The 20,090-nt window shown below is 42.7% G+C and carries 21 protein-coding genes; 12 read left to right on the top strand and 9 right to left on the bottom strand.

Annotated features, from left to right (window positions below):
- Positions 1-101: 101 nt before the first annotated feature.
- Both FDF36_RS10665 and FDF36_RS10660 read left to right on the top strand, forming a co-directional pair.
- Positions 102-1,775, top strand: a complete 1,674-nt coding sequence (locus tag FDF36_RS10665) for a long-chain fatty acid--CoA ligase (protein ID WP_220391319.1) — start codon at positions 102-104, stop codon at positions 1,773-1,775.
- Positions 1,776-1,933: 158 nt separating this feature from the next.
- Positions 1,934-2,152, top strand: a complete 219-nt coding sequence (locus tag FDF36_RS10660; RefSeq protein ID WP_005790940.1) for a PG1828 family lipoprotein — start codon at positions 1,934-1,936, stop codon at positions 2,150-2,152.
- A gap of 230 nt (positions 2,153-2,382) precedes the next feature.
- On the opposite strand, the gene rplI is transcribed toward FDF36_RS10660, so the two are convergent.
- From rplI to rpsF, 3 genes are read right to left on the bottom strand one after another with little or no spacing between them, the layout of a single operon-like run.
- On the bottom strand, positions 2,383-2,826 hold the full coding sequence (gene rplI, locus FDF36_RS10655; protein WP_005781448.1) for a 50S ribosomal protein L9: 444 nt from the start codon (positions 2,824-2,826) through the stop codon (positions 2,383-2,385).
- Positions 2,827-2,837: 11 nt separating this feature from the next.
- On the bottom strand, positions 2,838-3,110 hold the full coding sequence (rpsR, locus tag FDF36_RS10650; protein ID WP_005781450.1) for a 30S ribosomal protein S18: 273 nt from the start codon (positions 3,108-3,110) through the stop codon (positions 2,838-2,840).
- A gap of 2 nt (positions 3,111-3,112) precedes the next feature.
- Positions 3,113-3,457 (bottom strand): 30S ribosomal protein S6, encoded by a 345-nt coding sequence (rpsF, locus tag FDF36_RS10645; protein ID WP_005781453.1) that lies wholly within the window; start codon positions 3,455-3,457, stop codon positions 3,113-3,115.
- Between the two features lie 161 nt (positions 3,458-3,618).
- Between rpsF and FDF36_RS10640 the strand changes: the two genes are divergently transcribed.
- Together FDF36_RS10640 and FDF36_RS10635 are read left to right on the top strand one after the other, a co-directional pair.
- The gene (locus tag FDF36_RS10640) at positions 3,619-4,065 is read left to right on the top strand and encodes a MarR family winged helix-turn-helix transcriptional regulator (RefSeq protein WP_005790948.1); all 447 of its coding nucleotides are present in this window, start codon (positions 3,619-3,621) and stop codon (positions 4,063-4,065) included.
- A 141-nt stretch (positions 4,066-4,206) separates the two neighbouring features.
- A complete protein-coding gene (locus FDF36_RS10635; RefSeq protein WP_220391318.1) occupies positions 4,207-4,383 on the top strand; it encodes a hypothetical protein in 177 nt (58 codons plus the stop codon).
- Between the two features lie 76 nt (positions 4,384-4,459).
- Here FDF36_RS10635 and rprY read toward each other — a convergent pair whose 3' ends face one another.
- From rprY to FDF36_RS10605, 6 genes are all read right to left on the bottom strand, one after another.
- A complete protein-coding gene (rprY, locus tag FDF36_RS10630; RefSeq protein WP_005790952.1) occupies positions 4,460-5,161 on the bottom strand; it encodes a response regulator transcription factor RprY in 702 nt (233 codons plus the stop codon).
- A 1-nt stretch (position 5,162) separates the two neighbouring features.
- The gene (locus FDF36_RS10625; RefSeq protein WP_220391317.1) at positions 5,163-6,722 is read right to left on the bottom strand and encodes a sensor histidine kinase; all 1,560 of its coding nucleotides are present in this window, start codon (positions 6,720-6,722) and stop codon (positions 5,163-5,165) included.
- Between the two features lie 386 nt (positions 6,723-7,108).
- Positions 7,109-9,265 carry an elongation factor G gene (locus FDF36_RS10620; RefSeq protein ID WP_005781460.1) on the bottom strand — a complete coding sequence of 719 codons (2,157 nt, stop codon included), beginning with the start codon at positions 9,263-9,265 and terminating at the stop codon, positions 7,109-7,111.
- 273 nt (positions 9,266-9,538) lie between these two features.
- The gene (locus tag FDF36_RS10615; RefSeq protein ID WP_220391316.1) at positions 9,539-10,033 is read right to left on the bottom strand and encodes a hypothetical protein; all 495 of its coding nucleotides are present in this window, start codon (positions 10,031-10,033) and stop codon (positions 9,539-9,541) included.
- Complete coding sequence (locus FDF36_RS10610) at positions 10,020-11,006, bottom strand: hypothetical protein (protein WP_220391315.1); 987 nt, start codon at positions 11,004-11,006, stop codon at positions 10,020-10,022. The genes FDF36_RS10615 and FDF36_RS10610 overlap by 14 nt, the downstream gene beginning before the upstream one ends.
- On the bottom strand, positions 10,999-11,319 hold the full coding sequence (locus tag FDF36_RS10605) for a hypothetical protein (protein WP_220391314.1): 321 nt from the start codon (positions 11,317-11,319) through the stop codon (positions 10,999-11,001). The genes FDF36_RS10610 and FDF36_RS10605 overlap by 8 nt, the downstream gene beginning before the upstream one ends.
- 835 nt (positions 11,320-12,154) lie before the next feature.
- Here FDF36_RS10605 and hemW point away from each other — a divergent pair.
- The 8 genes from hemW (at position 12,155) to FDF36_RS10565 (ending at position 19,956) form a co-directional block, all read left to right on the top strand.
- The gene (gene hemW / locus FDF36_RS10600; protein WP_220391313.1) at positions 12,155-13,288 is read left to right on the top strand and encodes a radical SAM family heme chaperone HemW; all 1,134 of its coding nucleotides are present in this window, start codon (positions 12,155-12,157) and stop codon (positions 13,286-13,288) included.
- Positions 13,289-13,300: 12 nt separating this feature from the next.
- A complete protein-coding gene (locus tag FDF36_RS10595) occupies positions 13,301-13,858 on the top strand; it encodes an RNA polymerase sigma-70 factor (protein ID WP_220391312.1) in 558 nt (185 codons plus the stop codon).
- 124 nt (positions 13,859-13,982) lie between these two features.
- Positions 13,983-14,420, top strand: coding sequence for a hypothetical protein (locus FDF36_RS10590; RefSeq protein WP_220391311.1), 438 nt, complete (start codon positions 13,983-13,985; stop codon positions 14,418-14,420).
- An 11-nt stretch (positions 14,421-14,431) separates the two neighbouring features.
- Positions 14,432-15,310: a FecR family protein gene (locus FDF36_RS10585; protein ID WP_220391310.1), complete on the top strand. Its 879-nt coding sequence runs from the start codon at positions 14,432-14,434 to the stop codon at positions 15,308-15,310.
- 2 nt (positions 15,311-15,312) lie between these two features.
- Positions 15,313-17,991, top strand: a complete 2,679-nt coding sequence (locus FDF36_RS10580) for a TonB-dependent receptor (RefSeq protein WP_220391309.1) — start codon at positions 15,313-15,315, stop codon at positions 17,989-17,991.
- Positions 17,992-17,997: 6 nt separating this feature from the next.
- Complete coding sequence (locus FDF36_RS10575) at positions 17,998-19,032, top strand: DUF4249 domain-containing protein (RefSeq protein WP_220391308.1); 1,035 nt, start codon at positions 17,998-18,000, stop codon at positions 19,030-19,032.
- Positions 19,033-19,069: 37 nt separating this feature from the next.
- Positions 19,070-19,357 carry a LysO family transporter gene (locus tag FDF36_RS10570; RefSeq protein ID WP_005781475.1) on the top strand — a complete coding sequence of 96 codons (288 nt, stop codon included), beginning with the start codon at positions 19,070-19,072 and terminating at the stop codon, positions 19,355-19,357.
- Positions 19,354-19,956 (top strand): LysO family transporter, encoded by a 603-nt coding sequence (locus FDF36_RS10565; RefSeq protein WP_220391307.1) that lies wholly within the window; start codon positions 19,354-19,356, stop codon positions 19,954-19,956. Before FDF36_RS10570 ends, FDF36_RS10565 begins: the two co-directional genes overlap by 4 nt.
- The last annotated feature ends 134 nt before the right edge of the window (positions 19,957-20,090 follow it).

The following is a 20,090-nucleotide window of genomic DNA, read 5'->3' as shown; positions in this document are numbered from 1 at the left end:
TATTATTAGGAGTAAAGATGCAGAAGGAGTTAAAAGGAGTTAGAGGTTTTCTATTCTGAAAGTTTATACCTACTTTTGCACAAATCTTCAAAAAACGTGCAATGATAAAAGAAAACTTTATAAAACTCTACGAAAATAGTTTCCGTGAAAACTGGGATTTGCCCTGCTACACCAATTATGGTGAACCGGAAAGTTATACTTACGGTGAAGTTGCCGAAGAAATAGCCAAACTTCATTTGCTTTTCAAACACTGTAGTTTGCGACGGGGAGATAAAATCGCAGTCATCGGAAAGAATAATGCCCGCTGGTGCATCGCTTACATGGCTACCATTACATACGGAGCCATCATAGTGCCCATCTTGCAAGACTTCAATCCGAACGACGTACATCATATTGTCAATCATTCCGAATCCGTTTTCCTTTTCACCAGCGACACTATCTGGGAGAATTTGGAAGAAGAACGCCTAATCGGTATCCGTGCCGTTTTCTCACTGACCGACTTCCGTTGCCTGCACCAGCGGGACGGAGAAACTGTGCAGAAATTCCTAAAGCATATCAATCAGTGCATGGAAGAAACTTACCCGAAAGGATTCCAAAAAGAAGATGTCCTTTACACCACCTTGTCCAATGACAAGGTGATGCTGCTGAACTATACCTCGGGCACCACCGGATTCAGCAAAGGAGTGATGCTGACCGGCAACAACCTGGCCGGTAATGTGACTTTCGGTATCCGCACGGAACTGCTGAAAAAGGGTGATAAAGTGCTTTCTTTCCTTCCGCTGGCTCATGCTTATGGATGCGCCTTCGACTTTCTGACGGCCACGGCAGTCGGCACGCATGTAACCCTTCTCGGCAAAGTGCCCTCGCCCAAAATCATCATGAAAGCATTCGAAGAGGTGAAACCGAATCTGATTATTACAGTACCGCTGGTCATCGAGAAGATCTATAAAAACGTGATCCAGCCTATTATCAGCAAAAAAGGAATGAAATGGGCCTTGAGCATCCCCCTGCTGGATAATCAGATTTACGGCCAGATCCGTAAAAAGCTGATCGATGCGCTTGGCGGACGCTTCAAGGAAATCATTATCGGCGGAGCCGCCATGAACCCGGAAGTAGAAGAATTTTTCCACAAAATCAAGTTCCCCTTCACCATTGGCTACGGCATGACAGAATGTGGTCCGCTTATCAGTTATGCCCCCTGGGAGAAATTTATCCCCTCTTCATCGGGCAAAATACTCGATATTATGGAAGCCCGTATCTATAAGGAGAATCCCGAAGCCGACACCGGAGAGATTCAGGTACGGGGAGAAAACGTAATGACCGGATATTATAAAAACCCGGAAGCCACTCAGGAAGTATTCACTAAAGACGGATGGTTACGTACCGGTGACTTAGGCACCATGGATGACGAAGGCAATATCTTTATTCGCGGCCGACTGAAAACGATGATCCTCAGTTCAAGCGGACAAAACATCTTCCCCGAAGAAATCGAGGCTAAACTTAATAATCTTCCGTTCATTCTTGAAAGTCTGGTGATCGAACGAAACAAAAAACTGGTTGCCCTGGTCTATGCCGACTATGAAGCTTTGGACTCTTTAGGACTCAACCACGAAGACAACTTAAAAACGATCATGGACGAGAATTTGAAGAATCTGAATAACAATGTAGCCGCTTACGAAAAAGTAAGTCAGATTCAACTCTATCCTACTGAGTTTGAGAAAACTCCGAAAAGAAGCATCAAACGCTATCTATATAACAGTATAGCAGAAGATTAGACATGTTTTAAAACATATAAAAAAACATAATGAAACACTCTTCTAAAAAAAAAATAAAAAAAAGTTGGGCTTAGGAGTACAACATATACAAAAAGTACATACCTTTGCAGCGTTTTAATAAGCAATTGATTGTATTACAGATTTAAAAAGCAAAGAAAATGAAAAAATTAGTTTTGATGTTCGTAGCTATCGCAGCAGTATCATTCGCATCTTGTGGTAACAAAGCAGCTGACGCTGAAAAAGCAACTGCAGATTCTATCCGTATCGCTGACTCTATCGCAGCAGTAGAAGCAGCTGCAGCTGAAGCAGCAGCTCAGGCAGCTGATACTATCGCAGCTGACACTACAGTAGTAACTGAAACTGTTGTAGCTGAATAATCTCGAACAACATTAGAGAGAATTGAAAGTCTGCCGTGCAAAAAGCACGTACAGACTTTTTTTTATGTCCTTAGCTCTCCTCCCTCCTCCTCAAAACACGCTCTTCCAGATACCTACCACCCATACCGTAATCAAAAGAAAGCTAATATTGTAACGCCACATAAGGATACTAAAAAAGGGTATTCTTTTTCAAGAACACCCTTTCCTTATATCTCGGTATTATATACTACTTATTCAGCTACTACTTCGAAAGGAATTTCTACAGAAACTTCTTTGTGCAGTTTAACGATAGCTTTATAAGAACCAACTTCTTTCACAGCGTCTTTTACAACGATGATCTTTCTGTCGATCTCGTGACCCAACTTAGCCAATTCCTCAGCGATCTGGATGTTACCAACAGAACCGAAGATAGTACCGGTTGAGCTAACTTTTGTAGCAATAGTCAATGATACGCCTTCTAATTTAGCAGCCAATGCTTCAGCATCCTTCTTAATCTTCTCAAGTTTGTGAGCACGCTGTTTCAGTTCTTCAGCCAACATTTTCTTTGCAGAAGGAGAAGCAATAACAGCTTTTCCAGTGGGGATCAAGTAATTACGACCATAACCAGACTTAACAGTTACGATGTCATTCTTATAACCCAAGTTTACTACGTCTTCTTTCAATATAATTTCCATACTTTTCCTCCTTATTTCATCATGTCAGTTACAAATGGAAGTAACGCCAAGTGACGTGCTCTCTTCACAGCCTGCGCAATACGACGCTGGAACTTCAAAGAAGTACCGGTGATACGGCGCGGAAGGATCTTACCCTGCTCATTCAAGAATTTCTTCAAGAATTCAGGATCTTTGTAGTCAATATACCTAATACCGCTCTTTTTGAAACGGCAGTATTTTTTCTTCTTAACGTCTACTGAAGGCGGAGTTAAATATCTGATTTCTGATTGAACTTGTTGTGCCATGATTAATCCTCCTTTTTGTTTGATTTAACACTTCTTCTCTTTGCAGCATATTCTGCAGCGTATTTATCCATTCTGAAAGTCAGGAAACGGATTACGCGTTCATCACGACGGAAATTTAATTCCAACTTGTCAATTACAGTAGGTTCTGCATTGAACTCAATCAGCTGATAGAATCCTGTAGACTTCTTCTGGATTGGATAAGCCAGTTTCTTCAGTCCCCAGTTTTCTTCATTGATAATCTCAGCACCTTCAGCCTGAAGAATGCCTTTGAATTTTTCTACCGCTTCCTTCATCTGAACATCAGACAAAACGGGAGTTAAAATGAAAACGGTTTCGTATTGATTCATACTCGTTTTAATTAAATAAATAAATTATTTGATTTTAAAAATGCGGTGCAAAGGTAGGCATTTTATTTTGAACTGCAAACATTTAATCTTTTTTTGTGTTACGAGATAGGATTTGTCAAAGAAGACATTTATCTTTGCAAAGTTGCTTAAACAATAATTTCATGATCGAACAATTTAACTTTGATATCAGACTGATCTTTGCTATCCTGAATGGTAAAGTTTCTGCCGCCATTAACCGCAAACTATACCGTAACTTCAGACAGAACGGTTTGGAGATCAGTCCGGAACAATGGACGGTTCTTATTTTTCTCTGGGAAAAAGACGGAGTGACGCAACAAGAGTTGTGCAATGCAACTTTTAAAGACAAACCGAGTATGACCCGCTTGATTGATAATATGGAACGCCAGCATCTGGTGGTACGCATCTCCGATAAAAAAGATCGCCGTACCAATCTGATTCATCTGACCAGAACAGGAAAAGAACTCGAAGAAAAGGCCCGTATTATAGCTAACCGGACCCTAAAAGAGGCACTGCATGGCATCACAGTCGAAGAGCTAAGTGTAAGTCAGGAAGTATTAAGAAAAATATTCTTCAACACCAAAGATTAATCGACAGTAGGGAGAAGTGAGAGCAACAAAATCAACTATTTATGGCTAATTAATGGTTTTTTTGCGAAAAATATTTCGCCCGTTAAAGAATTATGCGTTAATTTGTGACTGGAATATAATAATCTATTAAAATACACACACATGAAAGGCTTATTAAAGAATTTAGGATTGCTATTAATCTTAGTCGGAGTAATCATTCTGATTGTTTGCTCTCTGACCGGAGACGTAAACAACAACGCTGTCTTGGGAGGATCGATAGTATTGGTGGTACTCGGACTCATTTCTTACATTGCGATCAACAAAAGAATTGCGGATTAATAGTTTCAGTAAGAAATAAAAAAGCCGGAAAACGAATGTTTTCCGGCTTTTTTATTTCTATACATTCCCCTATCCATTATGATTCAGGTTCGGGGGTAATCAACTTGTAACCTTTTCCGTGGATGTTGATAATCTCAATCGAATCATCATCTTTCAGGTGCTTACGCAGCTTAGTGATATACACGTCCATACTACGCGCATTGAAGTAATTATCATCGATCCAGATGGTCTTCAAAGCAAAGTCACGCTGCAAAATTTCATTAGCATGCGCACAGAGCAATCCCAGCAATTCCGATTCTTTGGTAGTCAGTTTCGTTTGCTTGTCGCCGATGGCCAGGATCTGCTTTTGGGTATCAAACGTAAACTTACCAATCTTATAAACATTGCTCTCCTTGTTCTTCTTTCCGCGAACACGTCTCAGGATAGCCTCGATTCTGAAAGTAAGCTCTTCCATACTGAAAGGTTTGGTGATATAATCATCCGCACCGATCTTAAATCCTTCCAGAATATCTTCTTTGAGTGTTTTTGCAGTCAGGAAGATAATAGGAATTTCAGCGTTGGCCGCACGAACCTCCTGTGCCAGTGTGAAACCATCTTTTTTAGGCATCATCACGTCAAACACGCACAAGTCATATTTATTCTTCAGGAAAGCTTTAAATCCGGCTTCTCCATCAGGATACAACTCAGCAGAGTAACCTTTTGCCTGTAAATATTCTCTTAAAAGCATGCCAAGATTTTCATCATCTTCGCATAGTAAAATACGCAGTTTCTCGTCCATATCAATCATTTTTTAATAAAGGTAATGCAATAATAAATTTAGTTCCTACATTCAGTTCACTCTCTGCCCGGATAGTTCCCTTATGATCCTGAATAATCTTTTTCACATAAGCCAGTCCCAGACCGAAACCTTTTACATCGTGCAGATTACCTGTATGCACGCGATAGAACTTATCAAACACCTTCTTCAGGTTTTCTTTTTTAATACCAATACCGTTGTCCTGTATCGAAATCATCAATTTACCGGGTTCGTTCCATGTTCTCACGTCGAGCACCAGGTCTTCTTCGGGCTTCTTGTATTTCACCGCGTTATCCATCAAGTTGAATATCACATTGGTGATATGCATTTCGTCCGCAAATATAACAGGATTGGTAGCCTCAAGGTTCGATGTAATCTTACCATTATAGCGTTCCACCTTCAAAGCGAACGTATTGATAACTCCGGTAATCAGCTCATTGGCATCGAGTTCCTTCATCTTCAACGTTGCTTTCTGCCTGTCGAACATAGACATCTGAAGCACCTTCTCCACCTGGAATCTCAACCGCTTCGTTTCATCATTAATGACTCCCGATATATGCTGGAACATCTGCGGCGACTTCCCGACTGCGGGGTCTTTCAGCATCTGGGCAGCAAGCGAGATGGTCGATATCGGTGTCTTGAACTCGTGCGTCATGTTGTTGATAAAATCATTCTTCATCTCTGTCAACTTCTTCTGACGGAAGACGATATAGATGGTGAAAATGAATGTAATCAGCAGCACGATAGTGAATATCATCGAAGGAATCATAAAACTAACCGAGTCGAAAATATAATCTTTCTTACCGGGAAAGTGGACCTTCACAATACTCATCTTCGCAGGCGGATCATTCTGAAACAGAGGTTGCGTATAAGAGTCTTCACTCCCTTTGTCTTCGTAATCCGAGCAACGATATACTTCACGCCCATCTTTATCAATCACCGAAAAATGATACAGCAACTCTATACCATTATTAATAAAGTTCGATTTCAGATAATTATCCAGTTTCTTAAAGTTCACCCGTTCGCCAATCGATTTATCACTTGCCTTGTAAATCATCCTCAAAGCCACATCATCGAGCAGAAAGCGTTGATACATATACCTATTTTTAATAGCGTCAGTCAAGCTCCGTGATGTCTGCGGAATGGTATTCCGGCCATGTCTTTCGGAAATCATGGCTTTGGGCACTTTCGACGGCTCGGTGGTAATCATCTTCAATTCAAACTCCGAATACAGGGTTCCGTCCGGTGACTTAAACCTATAACGCTCCGATTGCTGAATTAAGCCGTTCTTCTGTTCGGTAGTAGAAGAAGACTGAGCCAATGCCCTGCGTTCCGCTTCAGTGATATCTTCTAACAGCCAACGTTGCGTTTCATCATACTCTACATCCTTTGAAACCTGAAACAAAGCATTTCGCACGGATGTATTAAATTGTTCTTTACGCATCTTCACCATTTCCTCGATGTAGCTCACTTGTAAATAGAGCAAACTCAGAAAGGAAAGACCCATAATAATGCCTAATATCCAGATTGTTGACTTTTTCATAGCAACAAAATTAACACTCCCTAATTAACACTCCTAACAGCTTAACCTGTTTTAACAGGACGTTCTCTATAATTAACCGAAAGGCGTTTTTTAGGTCATATTCTGACCACTATAACAAAACGTATACGCCTTTGGTTTGCAAATTTAATAAAAAATTAAAGATTTCTCTTCAGAAAATCTACTTTCTTTAATCATTGTTAATGGAGAGGCAGACTATAAGATACCGGTTACGTCCTCTTATAGCCCCCACACCGAACAAGTACGTCCCAAAGCCCCCCAAAAAAATAAAGCTACGAGTAGCTGCACACTTTTTGCACACTTCTCGTAGCCTTATCATTTAGTAGCACAGTCACTTATAGTCTAAGCCCGGCAGTTTATAACTATAATCACTCTTCTGTTTGTTTGGATTCGAAGTCTTTTATTAACTTATCCTGTACATCACTCGGAACAAGTTCGTAACTTGCAAATTTCATAATGAACGAAGCACGGCCTCCGGTAAGCGAACTAAGGGCAGTTGAATAAGAAGCCATCTCTTTCAAAGGCACTTTAGCCACCAGTTTCTCATAACCGTTTTCGCTACTCATACCCATGATCATGGCACGACGTCCCTGGAGGTCTCCCATCACATCACCCATCTTATCGGAAGGCACAAAGACTTCTACATCATAAATAGGTTCGAGAATCTTCGGTCCCGCATTTTTAAACGCTTCGCTGAAGGCATTGCGTCCGGCCAGCATGAACGAGATTTCATTAGAATCTACCGGGTGCATCTTTCCGTCATATACGATGACACGTACATCGCGGGCGTACGAACCGGTGAGAGGTCCCTGCTCCATACGGGACATGATACCTTTAAGGATAGCAGGCAGGAAGCGGGCATCGATAGAACCACCGACAATACTGTTAACAAATACCAATTTTCCGCCCCATTCCAATGGAACTTCTTCGGTACCTTTCACATTAATCTTAAATTCCTGTCCACCGAACTTATACGTATCGGGCACCGGCATTCCTTCATAATATGGTTCTACGATCAAGTGTACTTCACCAAACTGTCCGGCACCACCCGATTGTTTTTTATGACGATAATCGGCACGGGCCGCCTTAGTGATGGTCTCACGATAAGGAATCTTCGGTTCCTCGAATTTCACCTGAAGTTTTTCATTATTCTCCAGACGCCATTTCAAAGTACGGAGGTGGAATTCACCCTGACCATGTACGATAGTCTGTTTCAATTCTTTCGATTGTTCGATGACCCAAGTCGGATCTTCCTCGCGCATACGGTTCAAGATAACCATCATCTTCTCTGTATCGGCTTCGTTCACCGGTTTGATGGCACGTGAATATTTAGAATTCGGATATTTAATAAAATTAAACCGGTTTTCGGCACCTTTACCATTTAGCGTGTTTCCGGTATGAACATCTTTCAGCTTCACCGTACAGCCGATATCACCGGCCACCATCTCTTCTACTTTGATACGGTTGGCACCGGCACAAGCATAAATCTGTGCCACACGTTCTTTCGAACCGCGGTCGGCATTCGTAAAGTCATCTCCTTCGTGCACTTTTCCACTCATCACCTTGAAGTATTGAACGTCGCCAATATGCGGCTCCACACCTGTTTTGAAGAAATAGAGTGAAGTAGGCCCATCAGGATCGGGTTCCACCACTTCGCCACGGGTATTGTGCACTTTCGGCATTTCGGATACACCGGGCACTACATTACCCAGGAACTCCATCAAACGACGCACACCCATATCTTTGCCTGCACATACACAGAATACGGGGAACATACCACGTGCAGCCAATCCTTTGCGGATGCCTTCACGCATTTCGTCTTCTGTCAGTGAATCCTGTTCGAAGAATTTTTCCATCAAGCCTTCATCATTCTCAGCAGCGGCTTCTACCAGGGCTTTATGCATTTCCATAGCCTTGTCCATCTCTTCGGCCGGGATCTCTTCAATAGTGGGTGCTCCACCTTCGGGTCCCCAAGAGTATTTCTTCATCAGCAGCACGTCTATCAGCGAGTTGAAGTTGGGACCAGTAGCCAGCGGATACTGAACCGGAACTACTTTGGGACCGTAGATGGACTTCAGTTGTTCAAGCACCATATCATAATCGCACTTCTCGTTATCGAGTTGATTCACCAGGAAGATTACCGGTTTACCCAGTTTTTCGGTATAGCGGAAATGGTTTTGTGTTCCCACTTCCGGTCCATATTGTCCGTTCAGCAGCAAAATAGCTGTATCGGTTACGTTGAGTGCCGTCATGGCAGCCCCTACAAAGTCATCGCTACCCGGGCAGTCTATGATGTTCAGTTTCTTCCCGTTCCATTCTACATGGAAGATGGTCGAAAAGACAGAATATCCATATTCCTGTTCTACCGGAAAGTAATCGCTTACGGTGTTTTTGGCAGTGATTCTGCCGCGACGTTTTATAATACCACTCTCATAGAGCAACGCTTCTGTGAGAGTGGTTTTTCCTGAGCCGTCATTGCCAAGAAGGGCAATGTTTTTAATTTCGTTCGTCTGATATACTTTCATGATATATAAGATTTAAATGAATGATTCAGTATGTGTTTTTCGCATACCCTTTTTTTACTGAGGCGCAAATTAGGCATTAATCAAATGAAAAGCAATAAAACGGACAGTGTTACTAAACAATGTTATGTAACATACAGGATCTGTTTATTGAGCAGATATTACAGTGTCACAAACTCTTGGCACTCTCTCAACGGAGTTGAATCAGGATAAACAACTTTCCGTATTATCGGACTTGATAGCACCAATATAATAAACCTCTTGGCTTATGCTTCCTTATAAAACAGATTTTATAAATGGAACAACTTCTCTATCATCCGATGTATTAGGAAGTATATAATCCTTTATACAGTTTGAAGAATCCAGTAAAAGCATTATAGGTGTCGGAGCATATTTCAATTCTTTTCTTATCAGATCTTTTGAGTCAATGTATATATACTCATAATATTTATTACGTTTCTGGAATAATGAAGGGCTTCCCATAATTGAAATAATAGCTACTCTATTATTTCTATAAAGAGAATCTATTTTTTTTGTAATAGAGAATCCTAAATCGATACAAGTTCCACAATCATAATAGTTAAATAGAAAAACAACTCTACAAGTCTTATTTGACACAATAGAATCAATGAAGGTTACCCTTTTCCCTATTAAGTTATAAACATCCTTTTGGGGAGCTCTAGTAACATCATTTTCTTTTTTTTGATTATTGCTACATCCCCATATAATGCAAAGCAATATAAATAAGGTAAAGAATTTATTTTTCCGCATCACCTATTTTTATTTTTTCAATGGTTACTCCCGCCACTTCTTGTGAAGCAAATAAATATGGTTCTGAAACACAGAAAGAGGAATAAATATCATGCGGAAGAATGTAAGTAGAGACATGCTTCATTTCGTCATTAATTGATAATTTCAGAATAGTATTTACACGATAATCGCCTGATGAGCTCCGTGATGAACACAGTATATATATATGGTCATTTGCAAGATAAGCATCACATATGTATACATAAACAGTATTCTCTTTATTAGAGTTTTTTTCAGCAATTGCCATTGCTTCCTTTATGATAGGAATTGAAGATATATCAAATGTTTTAATATATTCTCCGTGAATATTATATTGCTCTATATAAGGGTAGCAATCTGAAACAGAAAATATCCCTTTGTCTTTATCATAAAGAATATGTTTCTTGTTAGATATGATGGTTTTAAAAGGAGTTTTTTCTCGCACAACCTTCCCCATTGGGGTTTGTTGGTCGGGGTGATATTTATCGATCATTAGAAAACTTGTCGAATCTGTATTCGCAGATAAAAAGATTAAAGAATCATTGAGACTAAATCTGTTTTCATTTGCATTTGAAAGTAAAAAATCACCATAGAAAATTCCTTTATGAAATTTTTTCATTGACCTTGTTCCAAAATCAACAACATATACCGTGTCGTCCAGCACATTAAAAGTAAACGGCCATGTTGTTTCATAAGGAGCTTCACCATGTTTGCTAACATATTCCATCTCTTTTAAGTTATCACTTAGCGCCACAATGTCTCCCCGTTTTTTATCCAAAACATATATCTTATTCTTATAATAAGTCATACACGTAATATTGGAAAAGAAACTGGAATCAGGATACTCTTCTATTTCAATTTCTGGCTGGCAATACATTAAACTACAGTTTTTCTCCTTGTTGTTACAAGAAGAAAAACATAAAGTTGCGATAATAAGAATCAATATTTTATTCATTGCAATAAGTCGTATTTCCATCACACTTAACATAGGCACCTTTTAACCAATCAAGTCCTCTGCTACATTTGTTACCGCTACAAGATACTGAACCAGATAGAGGAAATCCACATTCTACAGTTACTGTGCATGAATAGTTACCTCCTCCTCCTCCTTCTCCAGAGTCAGTACCTTCTCCCATTGCAATGCATTCTAAAGTAAGCATCTTCATATTCGCTTTTTTATCTTTGTTTTTCAACGCGGATAAACAGACATTAGCAGAAACAAATAACAAGAAAGTTACTCCTAAACAAATTCTTAAAGTCTTTTTCATGATATATAAGATTTAAATGAATGATTCAGTATGTGTTTTTCGCATACCCTTTTTTTACTGAAGCGCAAATTAGGCATTAATCAAATGAAAAGCAATAAAACTGACAATGTTACTAAACAATGTTATGCAACATATCAAGACAAAGAGCAAGAGAACAAGCTGTTTATCAGAATGAAAGGCTTTTCCTTTATTATCTATTAAAAAGCATTATTCACCTCACATCCGCTTACACTGTCTTCTGCCAAACTGAATGAAATAGGATTCAGTAACGGAGTTTTCGACGCAAAACGGAAGAATTTAAGGCAAAAGACGGAGGTTTTTCAGCACAAAGACGGTGTATTTCCCAAAAAAGAAGTAAGTATTCGGACCAAAAGAAGTAAGCATTTCCGGAAAATGCTTACTTCTTTTCCGGAAATCTCTTAATGTTTTGCCCCATTGCATATATTGTTATAACAAAAAGGCTGCATGGATGTCTTTTTCTCCTCCGGTTGTTCTGTAAATCCAGTCAAGCTGCATATAGCAGAATCATCGGAAGAGGAGGAAAATAAAAGAAAAAGGACAGGAATCTTCCATACGGCTATCTATTGGGAAACAAATACCGCAGATCTGTGGCACATGAGAAAATCCTATCGGCAAATGCAGGCGTTTTTTTCTCCAACTTTCAGAGCGGCACGAAACGAAAGCATTCTGAGGTTATCGGATAATCAGATTGTCAAATGGTCAAAAAGGAACTTTCCTCCCGTTAAATAAAAAAGAATATATGCCCCGCAAAGTTGTTTACTAAGACGAAAACCTTACTTTTGCAATTTAAACCGCAAAAACAACTCAGACCATCATGCCAGGCATATACATACATGTCCCCTTCTGTAAGACACGCTGTATTTATTGCGATTTTTACTCCACCACGCGAAGCGAATGGAAAGGACACTACATCGAAGCGCTCTGCAAGGAGCTGGAAATGAGATATACTTACCTGAAAGGAGAGCCTATAGAAACGCTTTACTTTGGTGGAGGTACTCCTTCGCAACTCGATGAAGAGGACTTCCGGAAGGTGTTCGACACCATCCGTCGTGTATATGGAATGGAAAATTGCCATGAAATAACGCTTGAAGCCAATCCGGATGATCTCTGTCCGGAATATGTGCAAATGCTTTCCCGCTTGCCGTTCAACCGCATCAGTATGGGTATCCAGACTTTTGATGATGCCACACTTACGTTATTGAAGCGGCGCCACAACGCCACTCAAGCCATTCGTGCGGTAGAATTGTGCCGTACTTACGGGTTCCGTAACATCAGCATCGACTTGATTTACGGACTTCCCGGTGAGACAGCAGAGCGTTGGGAAAGGGACCTGCAACAGGCCGTTGCCCTTGATGTGGAACATGTTTCGGCCTACCACCTGATTTATGAAGAAGGTACTCCTATTTATAGAATGTTGCAAAAACACCAGGTTGAAGAAGTAGACGAGGACAGCAGTGTCCGGTTCTTCACCTTATTGATGGACCGGCTGCAGGAAGCAGGATATGAGCACTACGAAATATCCAACTTCTGCAAGCCGGGAATGTATTCACGCCATAACACTTCGTACTGGCAAGGGATCAGTTACCTCGGTTGCGGTCCGTCGGCACACTCTTTCGACGGAGAAACACGCGAATGGAACTGTTCTTCGATAGAGAAATACATAGCAGGCATCGAAAGCGGTAAACGGGACTTTGAACGGGAAGAGCGGGATCTGACTACCCGGTACAATGAATTCGTCATTACCTCCGTCCGCACTCAATGGGGAATTTCACTCGAACGCCTCCGCAACGATTATGGAACCGAACTGGAACAATATTGCCTCAAGATGGCACGTCCTTCTTTAGAAAACGGCAAATTAGAAATACACGAAGGTGCTCTGCGCCTCACCCGAGAAGGAATCTTTATTTCCGACAGCATTATGAGCGATCTTCTCCGGGTGGACAACTAAAACCATAAAGTCATGACCGAATCAGAGGTTCGAAAACTATTAAGACGAATGAAGGAGCTGGACTCGCAAACGGCGTTCCGATCCTTCTACGATATGACGTACGACCGGCTTTACCGCATTGCCTATTATTACGTAAAGCGGGAAGAATGGTCGCAGGAGATCGTACTTGATGTATTCCTGAAACTCTGGGAACAACGCAGTTCGTTGCCCGAAGTCAAAAGCATTGAGGACTATTGCTTCATATTGGTGAAAAACGCCTCGCTCAACTATCTGGAAAAAGAGAACAGGCGCACAACCATATCCACCGAAGTATTGCCGGAACCGGAAGCACAAAGCGATTCGCCCGAGGAATCGATGATCAGCGAAGAACTGTTCGCCATCTATGTGAAGGCGCTCGACCGCCTGCCCGAACGTTGCAGAGAAGTGTTCATCCGCGTCCGCGAAGAAAAACAAAGCTATGCACAAGTGGCCGAAGAGCTGGGCATCAGTACAAAGACCGTAGATGCCCAACTTCAGAAAGCAACAACCCGACTGAAAGAAGCGATATTGACGATGAACGATAAACAATGAACCACCGGCCGGAAACGATGGATCAGGTTTAACTTTTATTTGCATATTCCCGATAGGGAGATCCTTCGAACGCTCTGTCTTTATCAATGAAATTCATTTTAATCAAAACACAAAGACTTAGCTTATGAAGAAGTTATTAAGACCTACAACCTTTGCATTGCTTACGATGGCACTGTGTTTCACTGCATGCGAAAACGGCAACAACTCCTATCCCAAGGAATATCTGGGATTCGAAAAGAAAGCGCAGGACTTCTCTTACAAAAAGAACACTGCGGAAGCCGAATTCCAGGTAAAGATCATTGCGGTTGATAAAACGAAAGAAGACCGGATTGTCTTCATCGAATCACCCTCACGTCCGACGAAACCCGGAAGCCCTTCGGCACAGTTTTTTAAGATTAAAGATAATAAAGTCACCATCAAGGGAGGCAGTAAATCGGCCAAAGCCACTATTCTGGTCTATCCCCAGAAAGTGGGAACGAATGAATACATTCAGCTTATCTGCCGGCCTCAGAACGGCAAATCGGAAACGACCAAGATGTCTATCCGGCTGGTGAAAAAATAACGAAATAAAAAATGAAGTATACCGACCAGGAACTTAACCGATTATTGGAGAAACTCATAGCCTCCACCCGCTCGCCCAGAGGAAGATTCTCGGCAGCGGCAAGCTATCAGATATTAGAGAAGCGATTGCCACGTCCGGCACACCGGCTTTTCTCTATACGCATTTTCTCGGCAGTAGCCGCCATCGCTTTGTTCTGCTACATCGGATGGAACACTTATTGCTATCTGAAACCTGCCGCCTTGCAAACCGTTTCTACACTGGCCGACACACGGACTATAAAGTTACCCGATGGAACGGAAGTGACGCTGAACCACTTCTCTTCTCTCACCTATCCCGAGAAATTCAAAGGGAAACACAGGGAAGTGGGCCTGAAAGGAGAAGCCTATTTCGAAGTGACGAAGAATCGGGAACACTCTTTCATCGTACAAACAGAGTCGGTCAATGTAGAGGTACTGGGAACTCACTTCAACGTAGAGTCCTATCCGGACGATCCGGAAGTGAAAACCACCCTACTCGAAGGTTCCGTGGTGGTGAGCAATAAAGCCAATTCTGTGCGCATGGTTCTGAAGCCAAACGAAAGTGCTATATATAATAAGGTGAAAAAGAGCATGACCCTTGAAGTTTCAGATCGCGCTGCCGAGGAGATAGCCTGGCGGAATGGCGAATTAGTCTTCAACAACCTCCCCCTGCAGGAGATTGCCCGACAGCTGTCCAACACGTTTGGTGTAAACATCTCCATAGCAGACAAAGCATTGCGGGATTACCGGATCACGGCACGATTCTCCGACGGAGAAGGACTCGACCAGATTCTCGATCTGCTGCATACAGTCGGTAAATTTAACTATTCACACAACAATGAAAAAATAACGATTACTACTAAACTTAACTAGACATGAGAAAATCCAGTTTGGATTTCCACCACATCAGAAGTTACATTCTGATGTGTGTGGTTTCCATATCCTTTTCGACTATCAATGCGCAGACACCGGAACCCAAGATCACTCTCAAGCTGCAGAACACCAGCCTCTCAGAGATTATCCGGCATATAGAACAGGCCACCGGTTTCTCTTTCATCTACGGTGAAGAAGTGAAACTCGACCATAAAGTCAGCCTCAACGTACAGAAGAAACCTCTCGGAGAAGTTCTGAACCAGTTGTTTGCCAACGAACCGATAAGTTATAAAATAACAGGGAAACACATCCTGTTACAAAAAATCCCCCCCAAACCCGTAAGCCGCAGGTTTACTATCAGTGGATACGTAACCGACGGGGCGTCTGCCGAAACGCTGATTGGTGCCAATATTCTTGAGAGTCGTCATCATCAAGGAACCACCACCAATCCTTACGGTTTCTACAGCATTACGCTGCCGGAAGGAGAAGCTCAGTTGAGCTTCTCCTATTTGGGTTACACCAGCCAGCAACACGCACTGACCCTGACCCGTGACACCCTGCTGAACATCCGGATGGAAGACAATAACATGCTGCAAGAAGTGGTCATCGTATCGGACAAGGCCGAATCGGGGATCATGGCCACTCAAATGGGGGCCAGCGAGATACCGATGACACAAATAAAAAACACTCCCAGCATATTGGGAGAAGCAGATGTAATGAAAGCCATCCAGTTGATGCCGGGCGTACAGGCCGGGATGGAAGGATCTGCCGGATTGTATGTACGTGGCGGCGGCCCCGACCAAAACCTGATCTTGCTGGACGGTGTACCGGTGTACAACGTAGACCATTTATTAGGATTCTTCTCTGTCTTCACTCCCGAAGCCGTAAAGAAAGTAACCCTCTTCAAAAGTTCTTTCCCCGCCCGCTTCGGCGGACGCCTCTCCTCGGTAATCGACGTACGCACCAACGATGGCGACATGAAGAACTATCATGGCGTAGTCAGTATAGGACTCCTGACCAGCAAACTCAATTTCGAAGGGCCGATCATCAAGGACCGGACCTCTTTCAACATTTCTGCCCGCCGCTCCTACATCGACCTGTTGGCCAAACCCTTCATGCCGAAAGAGGAAAAGTACAGTTATTACTTTTATGACATTAATGCCAAAATCAACCATAAGTTTTCCGACCGGAGCCGCCTCTTCCTCAGTGCATACAATGGCAAAGACCATTTCATGACAAAGTATGACGACACTTACTACGGTGACGAAGACAAGTACAGGGATGGCGGAAAGATGAACTGGGGAAATACCATCGTTTCGGGACGCTGGAACTACATCTTTAACAACAAGCTGTTCAGCAATACCACAGTCGCTTTCAATAACTATAAGTTTGACGTCAGCACGTTCACCAAGAACGAGATACATACAAACAACCAAATAACCTGGAACCGCTATAAAGCCGACTATAAATCGGGAATCCGGGACTGGAGTGCTCAGATAGATTTTGACTATAATCCTATCCCCGCACACCATGTCAAGTTCGGAATGCAATACCTGCACCATAGTTTCCGCCCGGAAGTATCCACCTCAAAGATATTCGACAAGACCGGAGAAACCATCGAGCGGGATACGACGTATTATACCGCCTCTAACAGCGAAATCCTTGCCCACGAAGCATCTGCCTACCTTGAAGATAACTTCAATCTGAGCAGTCGCCTGCGTATGAACCTGGGCCTGCACTTCTCGACCTTCCAAGTGCAAAAGAAGAACTATTTCTCCATACAACCCCGCATCTCCGCACGCTATCAGCTCAACAAGGACATCGTAATCAAAGCTTCTTACACCAAAATGAGCCAGTATGTACACTTGATTTCATCCATGCCGTTCGCCATGCCCACCGACCTGTGGGTACCGGTGACCAGTAAAATCAAGCCTATGCAAGCGCATCAGGTATCATTGGGTGGCTATTACACTGGAATCGACGGATGGGAATTCTCGGTGGAAGGCTACTATAAAGGAATGAGAAATGTGCTTGAATACAAAGACGGAGTCAGTTTCCTCGGATCTTCCACCGGATGGGAAGACAAAGTGGAGATGGGACGCGGACGCTCCATGGGTATAGAATTCATGGCACAGAGAACCATCGGGAAGACAACCGGATGGCTCGCATATACATTGGCCAAGAGTGACCGTAAATTTGCCAAAGGAGGGATAAACAATGGGGCACGCTTTCCGTATAAATATGACCGGAGGCACAATATAGACCTGACCCTCAACCATCGGTTCAATGAACGAATCGACGTAAGTGCCTCATGGATACTTACCACCGGAGGTACAACCACAATCCCCACTGAACTGACAGCTATCATCCGTCCGGGCGATAACAATTCATCGATACAAGAAGGAGATTATGTCAAGCACCGCAACAACTATCGCCTTCCCGCCACGCACCGGCTCAATGTAGGTGTTAATTTCAGCAAGAAAACACGGCATGGCATGCGTATCTGGAACGTCAGTATATATAATGTATACAATGCCATGAACCCTACCTTGGTATATCGCACCTACAAAAAGACTGAATATACTCAAGGCGAACAAGCACAAGGCAACCGCATACCGGTCATCCGGAAATTCACCTTGTTGCCTTGTATTCCTTCATTCAGTTATACATATAAATTCTAAGTATTTATGAAACGATCCATTCACGACATACTCCTGTTCCTGCTGGTTATTATATCTGCCACAGCCTGCAACCACGATCTCCCTTTCGATCTGAAGGAGAATCCGCCTAAACTGGTGATGAACGCCATCATCAACGCCGATAGCACTTACAACGAACTGTTCCTGAACTTTACCGGCAGAAACCAAATCGGACAAATCAACGGAGCCACTGTGGAAGTACGCATTAACGGTTCCCTCAGCGAAACTCTGCGCCCCGATCCATACAGCAGCGATAAAGGACGTTTTTATATCAACAGCACTTTCCATCCGGGCGATGTAGTCCGCATAGACGCCATGACAGATGACGGTGCATATCACGCATGGGCAGAAGTCACCGTACCCCAACCTGTCGGGAAGATAGAAAAGGTAGATACAGTCTCTATCATGAGAATACCAAGTAACTATGGTTACGGGACTCCGCCGAGAAGACATCTCCGTTATCAAATCAAAATAAACGACCGTCCGGGAGAGAAGAATTTCTATCGGATCATTGTGGAACAGCGGAAATACTGGAAATACTATTGGCAACAAGGTGAGCAGATTAACTGGGAATCGGCTATGTTGAAAAGTTTTAAGTTGCAAACAAACGAAGACGTGGTATTGACCGACGGCAAGCCAAGTACGGAAGAAGATGACGAAAACGGCCTGTTCGGCAGTGTCACTAACAAGTATGCCGTATTTGACGACTCACGCTTCGCGGACGGCAGCTATACAATGACTGTCTATAATGATATCTACGGATGGGGATTCTGGGGAAGTGAATATATATGGATAAAAACAGATGTCTATATCCGCATACTCAGCATCACCGAAAAAGAATATTATTATCTGAGGGCACTGAACCTGCTCGACTCAGATGCCTATGACAACACCTTGAGCGAGCCCATCGCTTTCCCCAGCAATGTGAACGGCGGTACCGGAATGGTTGGATTCAGCGCAGAAACCAACTACATGCTGACGGTCAAAAACCATGCAATTCCTCCAATGGTACCGGATTTATAAAGAAACCACTATCTTTGTGCCCTAAAAGCACATTTATATGTTTATAATAATCGGAATCATGCTTACAGGCATGCTGCTTGGCTACTTGCTACGAAGCCAAAGGCTCACATGGATACATAAAGTCATTACTTTATTAATATGGCTGTTGCTCTTCCTGCTCGGCATTGACGTAGGAGGCAACGAAGCCATCGTGAAAGGACTGCACGCCATCGGGCTGGAAGCCTTCATCATCACCACAGCAGCCGTAGCCGGAAGCACACTGGCTGCATGGGGGCTATGGTATCTGCTTTATGCACGCTATCAGAAGAAGGAGGTGAAGCCATGAAAGGCAGTCTTATTATCGTCTCTTTTTTTATCATCGGCACCCTGTGCGGGCTTTATCATCTGATTCCATATGATTTCAGCCAAAGTAAACTCAGTTTTTATGCCTTATGCGGGCTGATGTTCTGTGTCGGCATCAGCATAGGCAATGATCCGCAAACATTGAAAAGTTTCCGGTCACTGAATCCGCGCTTACTCTTCCTGCCCGTAATGACCATTCTGGGCACACTGACAGGATGTGCCGTAGTCAGTCTCTTTTTATCGCATCGCTCACCGGCCGATTGCATGGCAGTGGGTTCCGGATTCGGGTATTATTCACTCTCAAGCATTTTCATCACCGAATACAAAGGAGCCGAACTGGGAACCATCGCACTGCTTTCAAACATCATGCGCGAAATCATCGCCTTACTTTGTGCTCCTTTATTAGTAAAGTTTTTCGGAAAACTGGCCCCCATTTCAGTCGGAGGAGCTACCACTATGGATACGACTCTTCCCATTATCACCCGTTGTTCAGGGCAGGAATTCGTCATAGTCTCTATCTTTCATGGTTTCATTGTGGACTTTAGCGTGCCGTTTCTGGTGACACTATTCTGTTCCATATAGGCATCTTATTACAAAACTGTTTCAATTTTCGCAATAAGATTATCTTTTTCACACCTCTTTCTTGATATACATCAAGAAATGACACCTTATTGCCTACTTTCCTTCCCCATCCTTTTTATGTTGAACAACATATT

It is taken from the genome of Bacteroides fragilis, assembly GCF_019583405.1.
Taxonomy (GTDB): domain Bacteria; phylum Bacteroidota; class Bacteroidia; order Bacteroidales; family Bacteroidaceae; genus Bacteroides; species Bacteroides fragilis_B.
This window is presented reverse-complemented; position numbering and strand designations above follow the sequence as displayed.

Coding starts and splice junctions, on each gene's coding strand:
- FDF36_RS10665 (WP_220391319.1), top strand. CDS start 102: ATGATAAAAGAAAACTTTATAAAACTCTACGAAAATAGTTTCCGTGAA.
- FDF36_RS10660 (WP_005790940.1), top strand. CDS start 1,934: ATGAAAAAATTAGTTTTGATGTTCGTAGCTATCGCAGCAGTATCATTC.
- rplI (WP_005781448.1), bottom strand. CDS start 2,826: ATGGAAATTATATTGAAAGAAGACGTAGTAAACTTGGGTTATAAGAAT.
- rpsR (WP_005781450.1), bottom strand. CDS start 3,110: ATGGCACAACAAGTTCAATCAGAAATCAGATATTTAACTCCGCCTTCA.
- rpsF (WP_005781453.1), bottom strand. CDS start 3,457: ATGAATCAATACGAAACCGTTTTCATTTTAACTCCCGTTTTGTCTGAT.
- FDF36_RS10640 (WP_005790948.1), top strand. CDS start 3,619: ATGATCGAACAATTTAACTTTGATATCAGACTGATCTTTGCTATCCTG.
- FDF36_RS10635 (WP_220391318.1), top strand. CDS start 4,207: ATGAAAGGCTTATTAAAGAATTTAGGATTGCTATTAATCTTAGTCGGA.
- rprY (WP_005790952.1), bottom strand. CDS start 5,161: ATGGACGAGAAACTGCGTATTTTACTATGCGAAGATGATGAAAATCTT.
- FDF36_RS10625 (WP_220391317.1), bottom strand. CDS start 6,722: ATGAAAAAGTCAACAATCTGGATATTAGGCATTATTATGGGTCTTTCC.
- FDF36_RS10620 (WP_005781460.1), bottom strand. CDS start 9,265: ATGAAAGTATATCAGACGAACGAAATTAAAAACATTGCCCTTCTTGGC.
- FDF36_RS10615 (WP_220391316.1), bottom strand. CDS start 10,033: ATGCGGAAAAATAAATTCTTTACCTTATTTATATTGCTTTGCATTATA.
- FDF36_RS10610 (WP_220391315.1), bottom strand. CDS start 11,006: ATGAATAAAATATTGATTCTTATTATCGCAACTTTATGTTTTTCTTCT.
- FDF36_RS10605 (WP_220391314.1), bottom strand. CDS start 11,319: ATGAAAAAGACTTTAAGAATTTGTTTAGGAGTAACTTTCTTGTTATTT.
- hemW (WP_220391313.1), top strand. CDS start 12,155: ATGCCAGGCATATACATACATGTCCCCTTCTGTAAGACACGCTGTATT.
- FDF36_RS10595 (WP_220391312.1), top strand. CDS start 13,301: ATGACCGAATCAGAGGTTCGAAAACTATTAAGACGAATGAAGGAGCTG.
- FDF36_RS10590 (WP_220391311.1), top strand. CDS start 13,983: ATGAAGAAGTTATTAAGACCTACAACCTTTGCATTGCTTACGATGGCA.
- FDF36_RS10585 (WP_220391310.1), top strand. CDS start 14,432: ATGAAGTATACCGACCAGGAACTTAACCGATTATTGGAGAAACTCATA.
- FDF36_RS10580 (WP_220391309.1), top strand. CDS start 15,313: ATGAGAAAATCCAGTTTGGATTTCCACCACATCAGAAGTTACATTCTG.
- FDF36_RS10575 (WP_220391308.1), top strand. CDS start 17,998: ATGAAACGATCCATTCACGACATACTCCTGTTCCTGCTGGTTATTATA.
- FDF36_RS10570 (WP_005781475.1), top strand. CDS start 19,070: ATGTTTATAATAATCGGAATCATGCTTACAGGCATGCTGCTTGGCTAC.
- FDF36_RS10565 (WP_220391307.1), top strand. CDS start 19,354: ATGAAAGGCAGTCTTATTATCGTCTCTTTTTTTATCATCGGCACCCTG.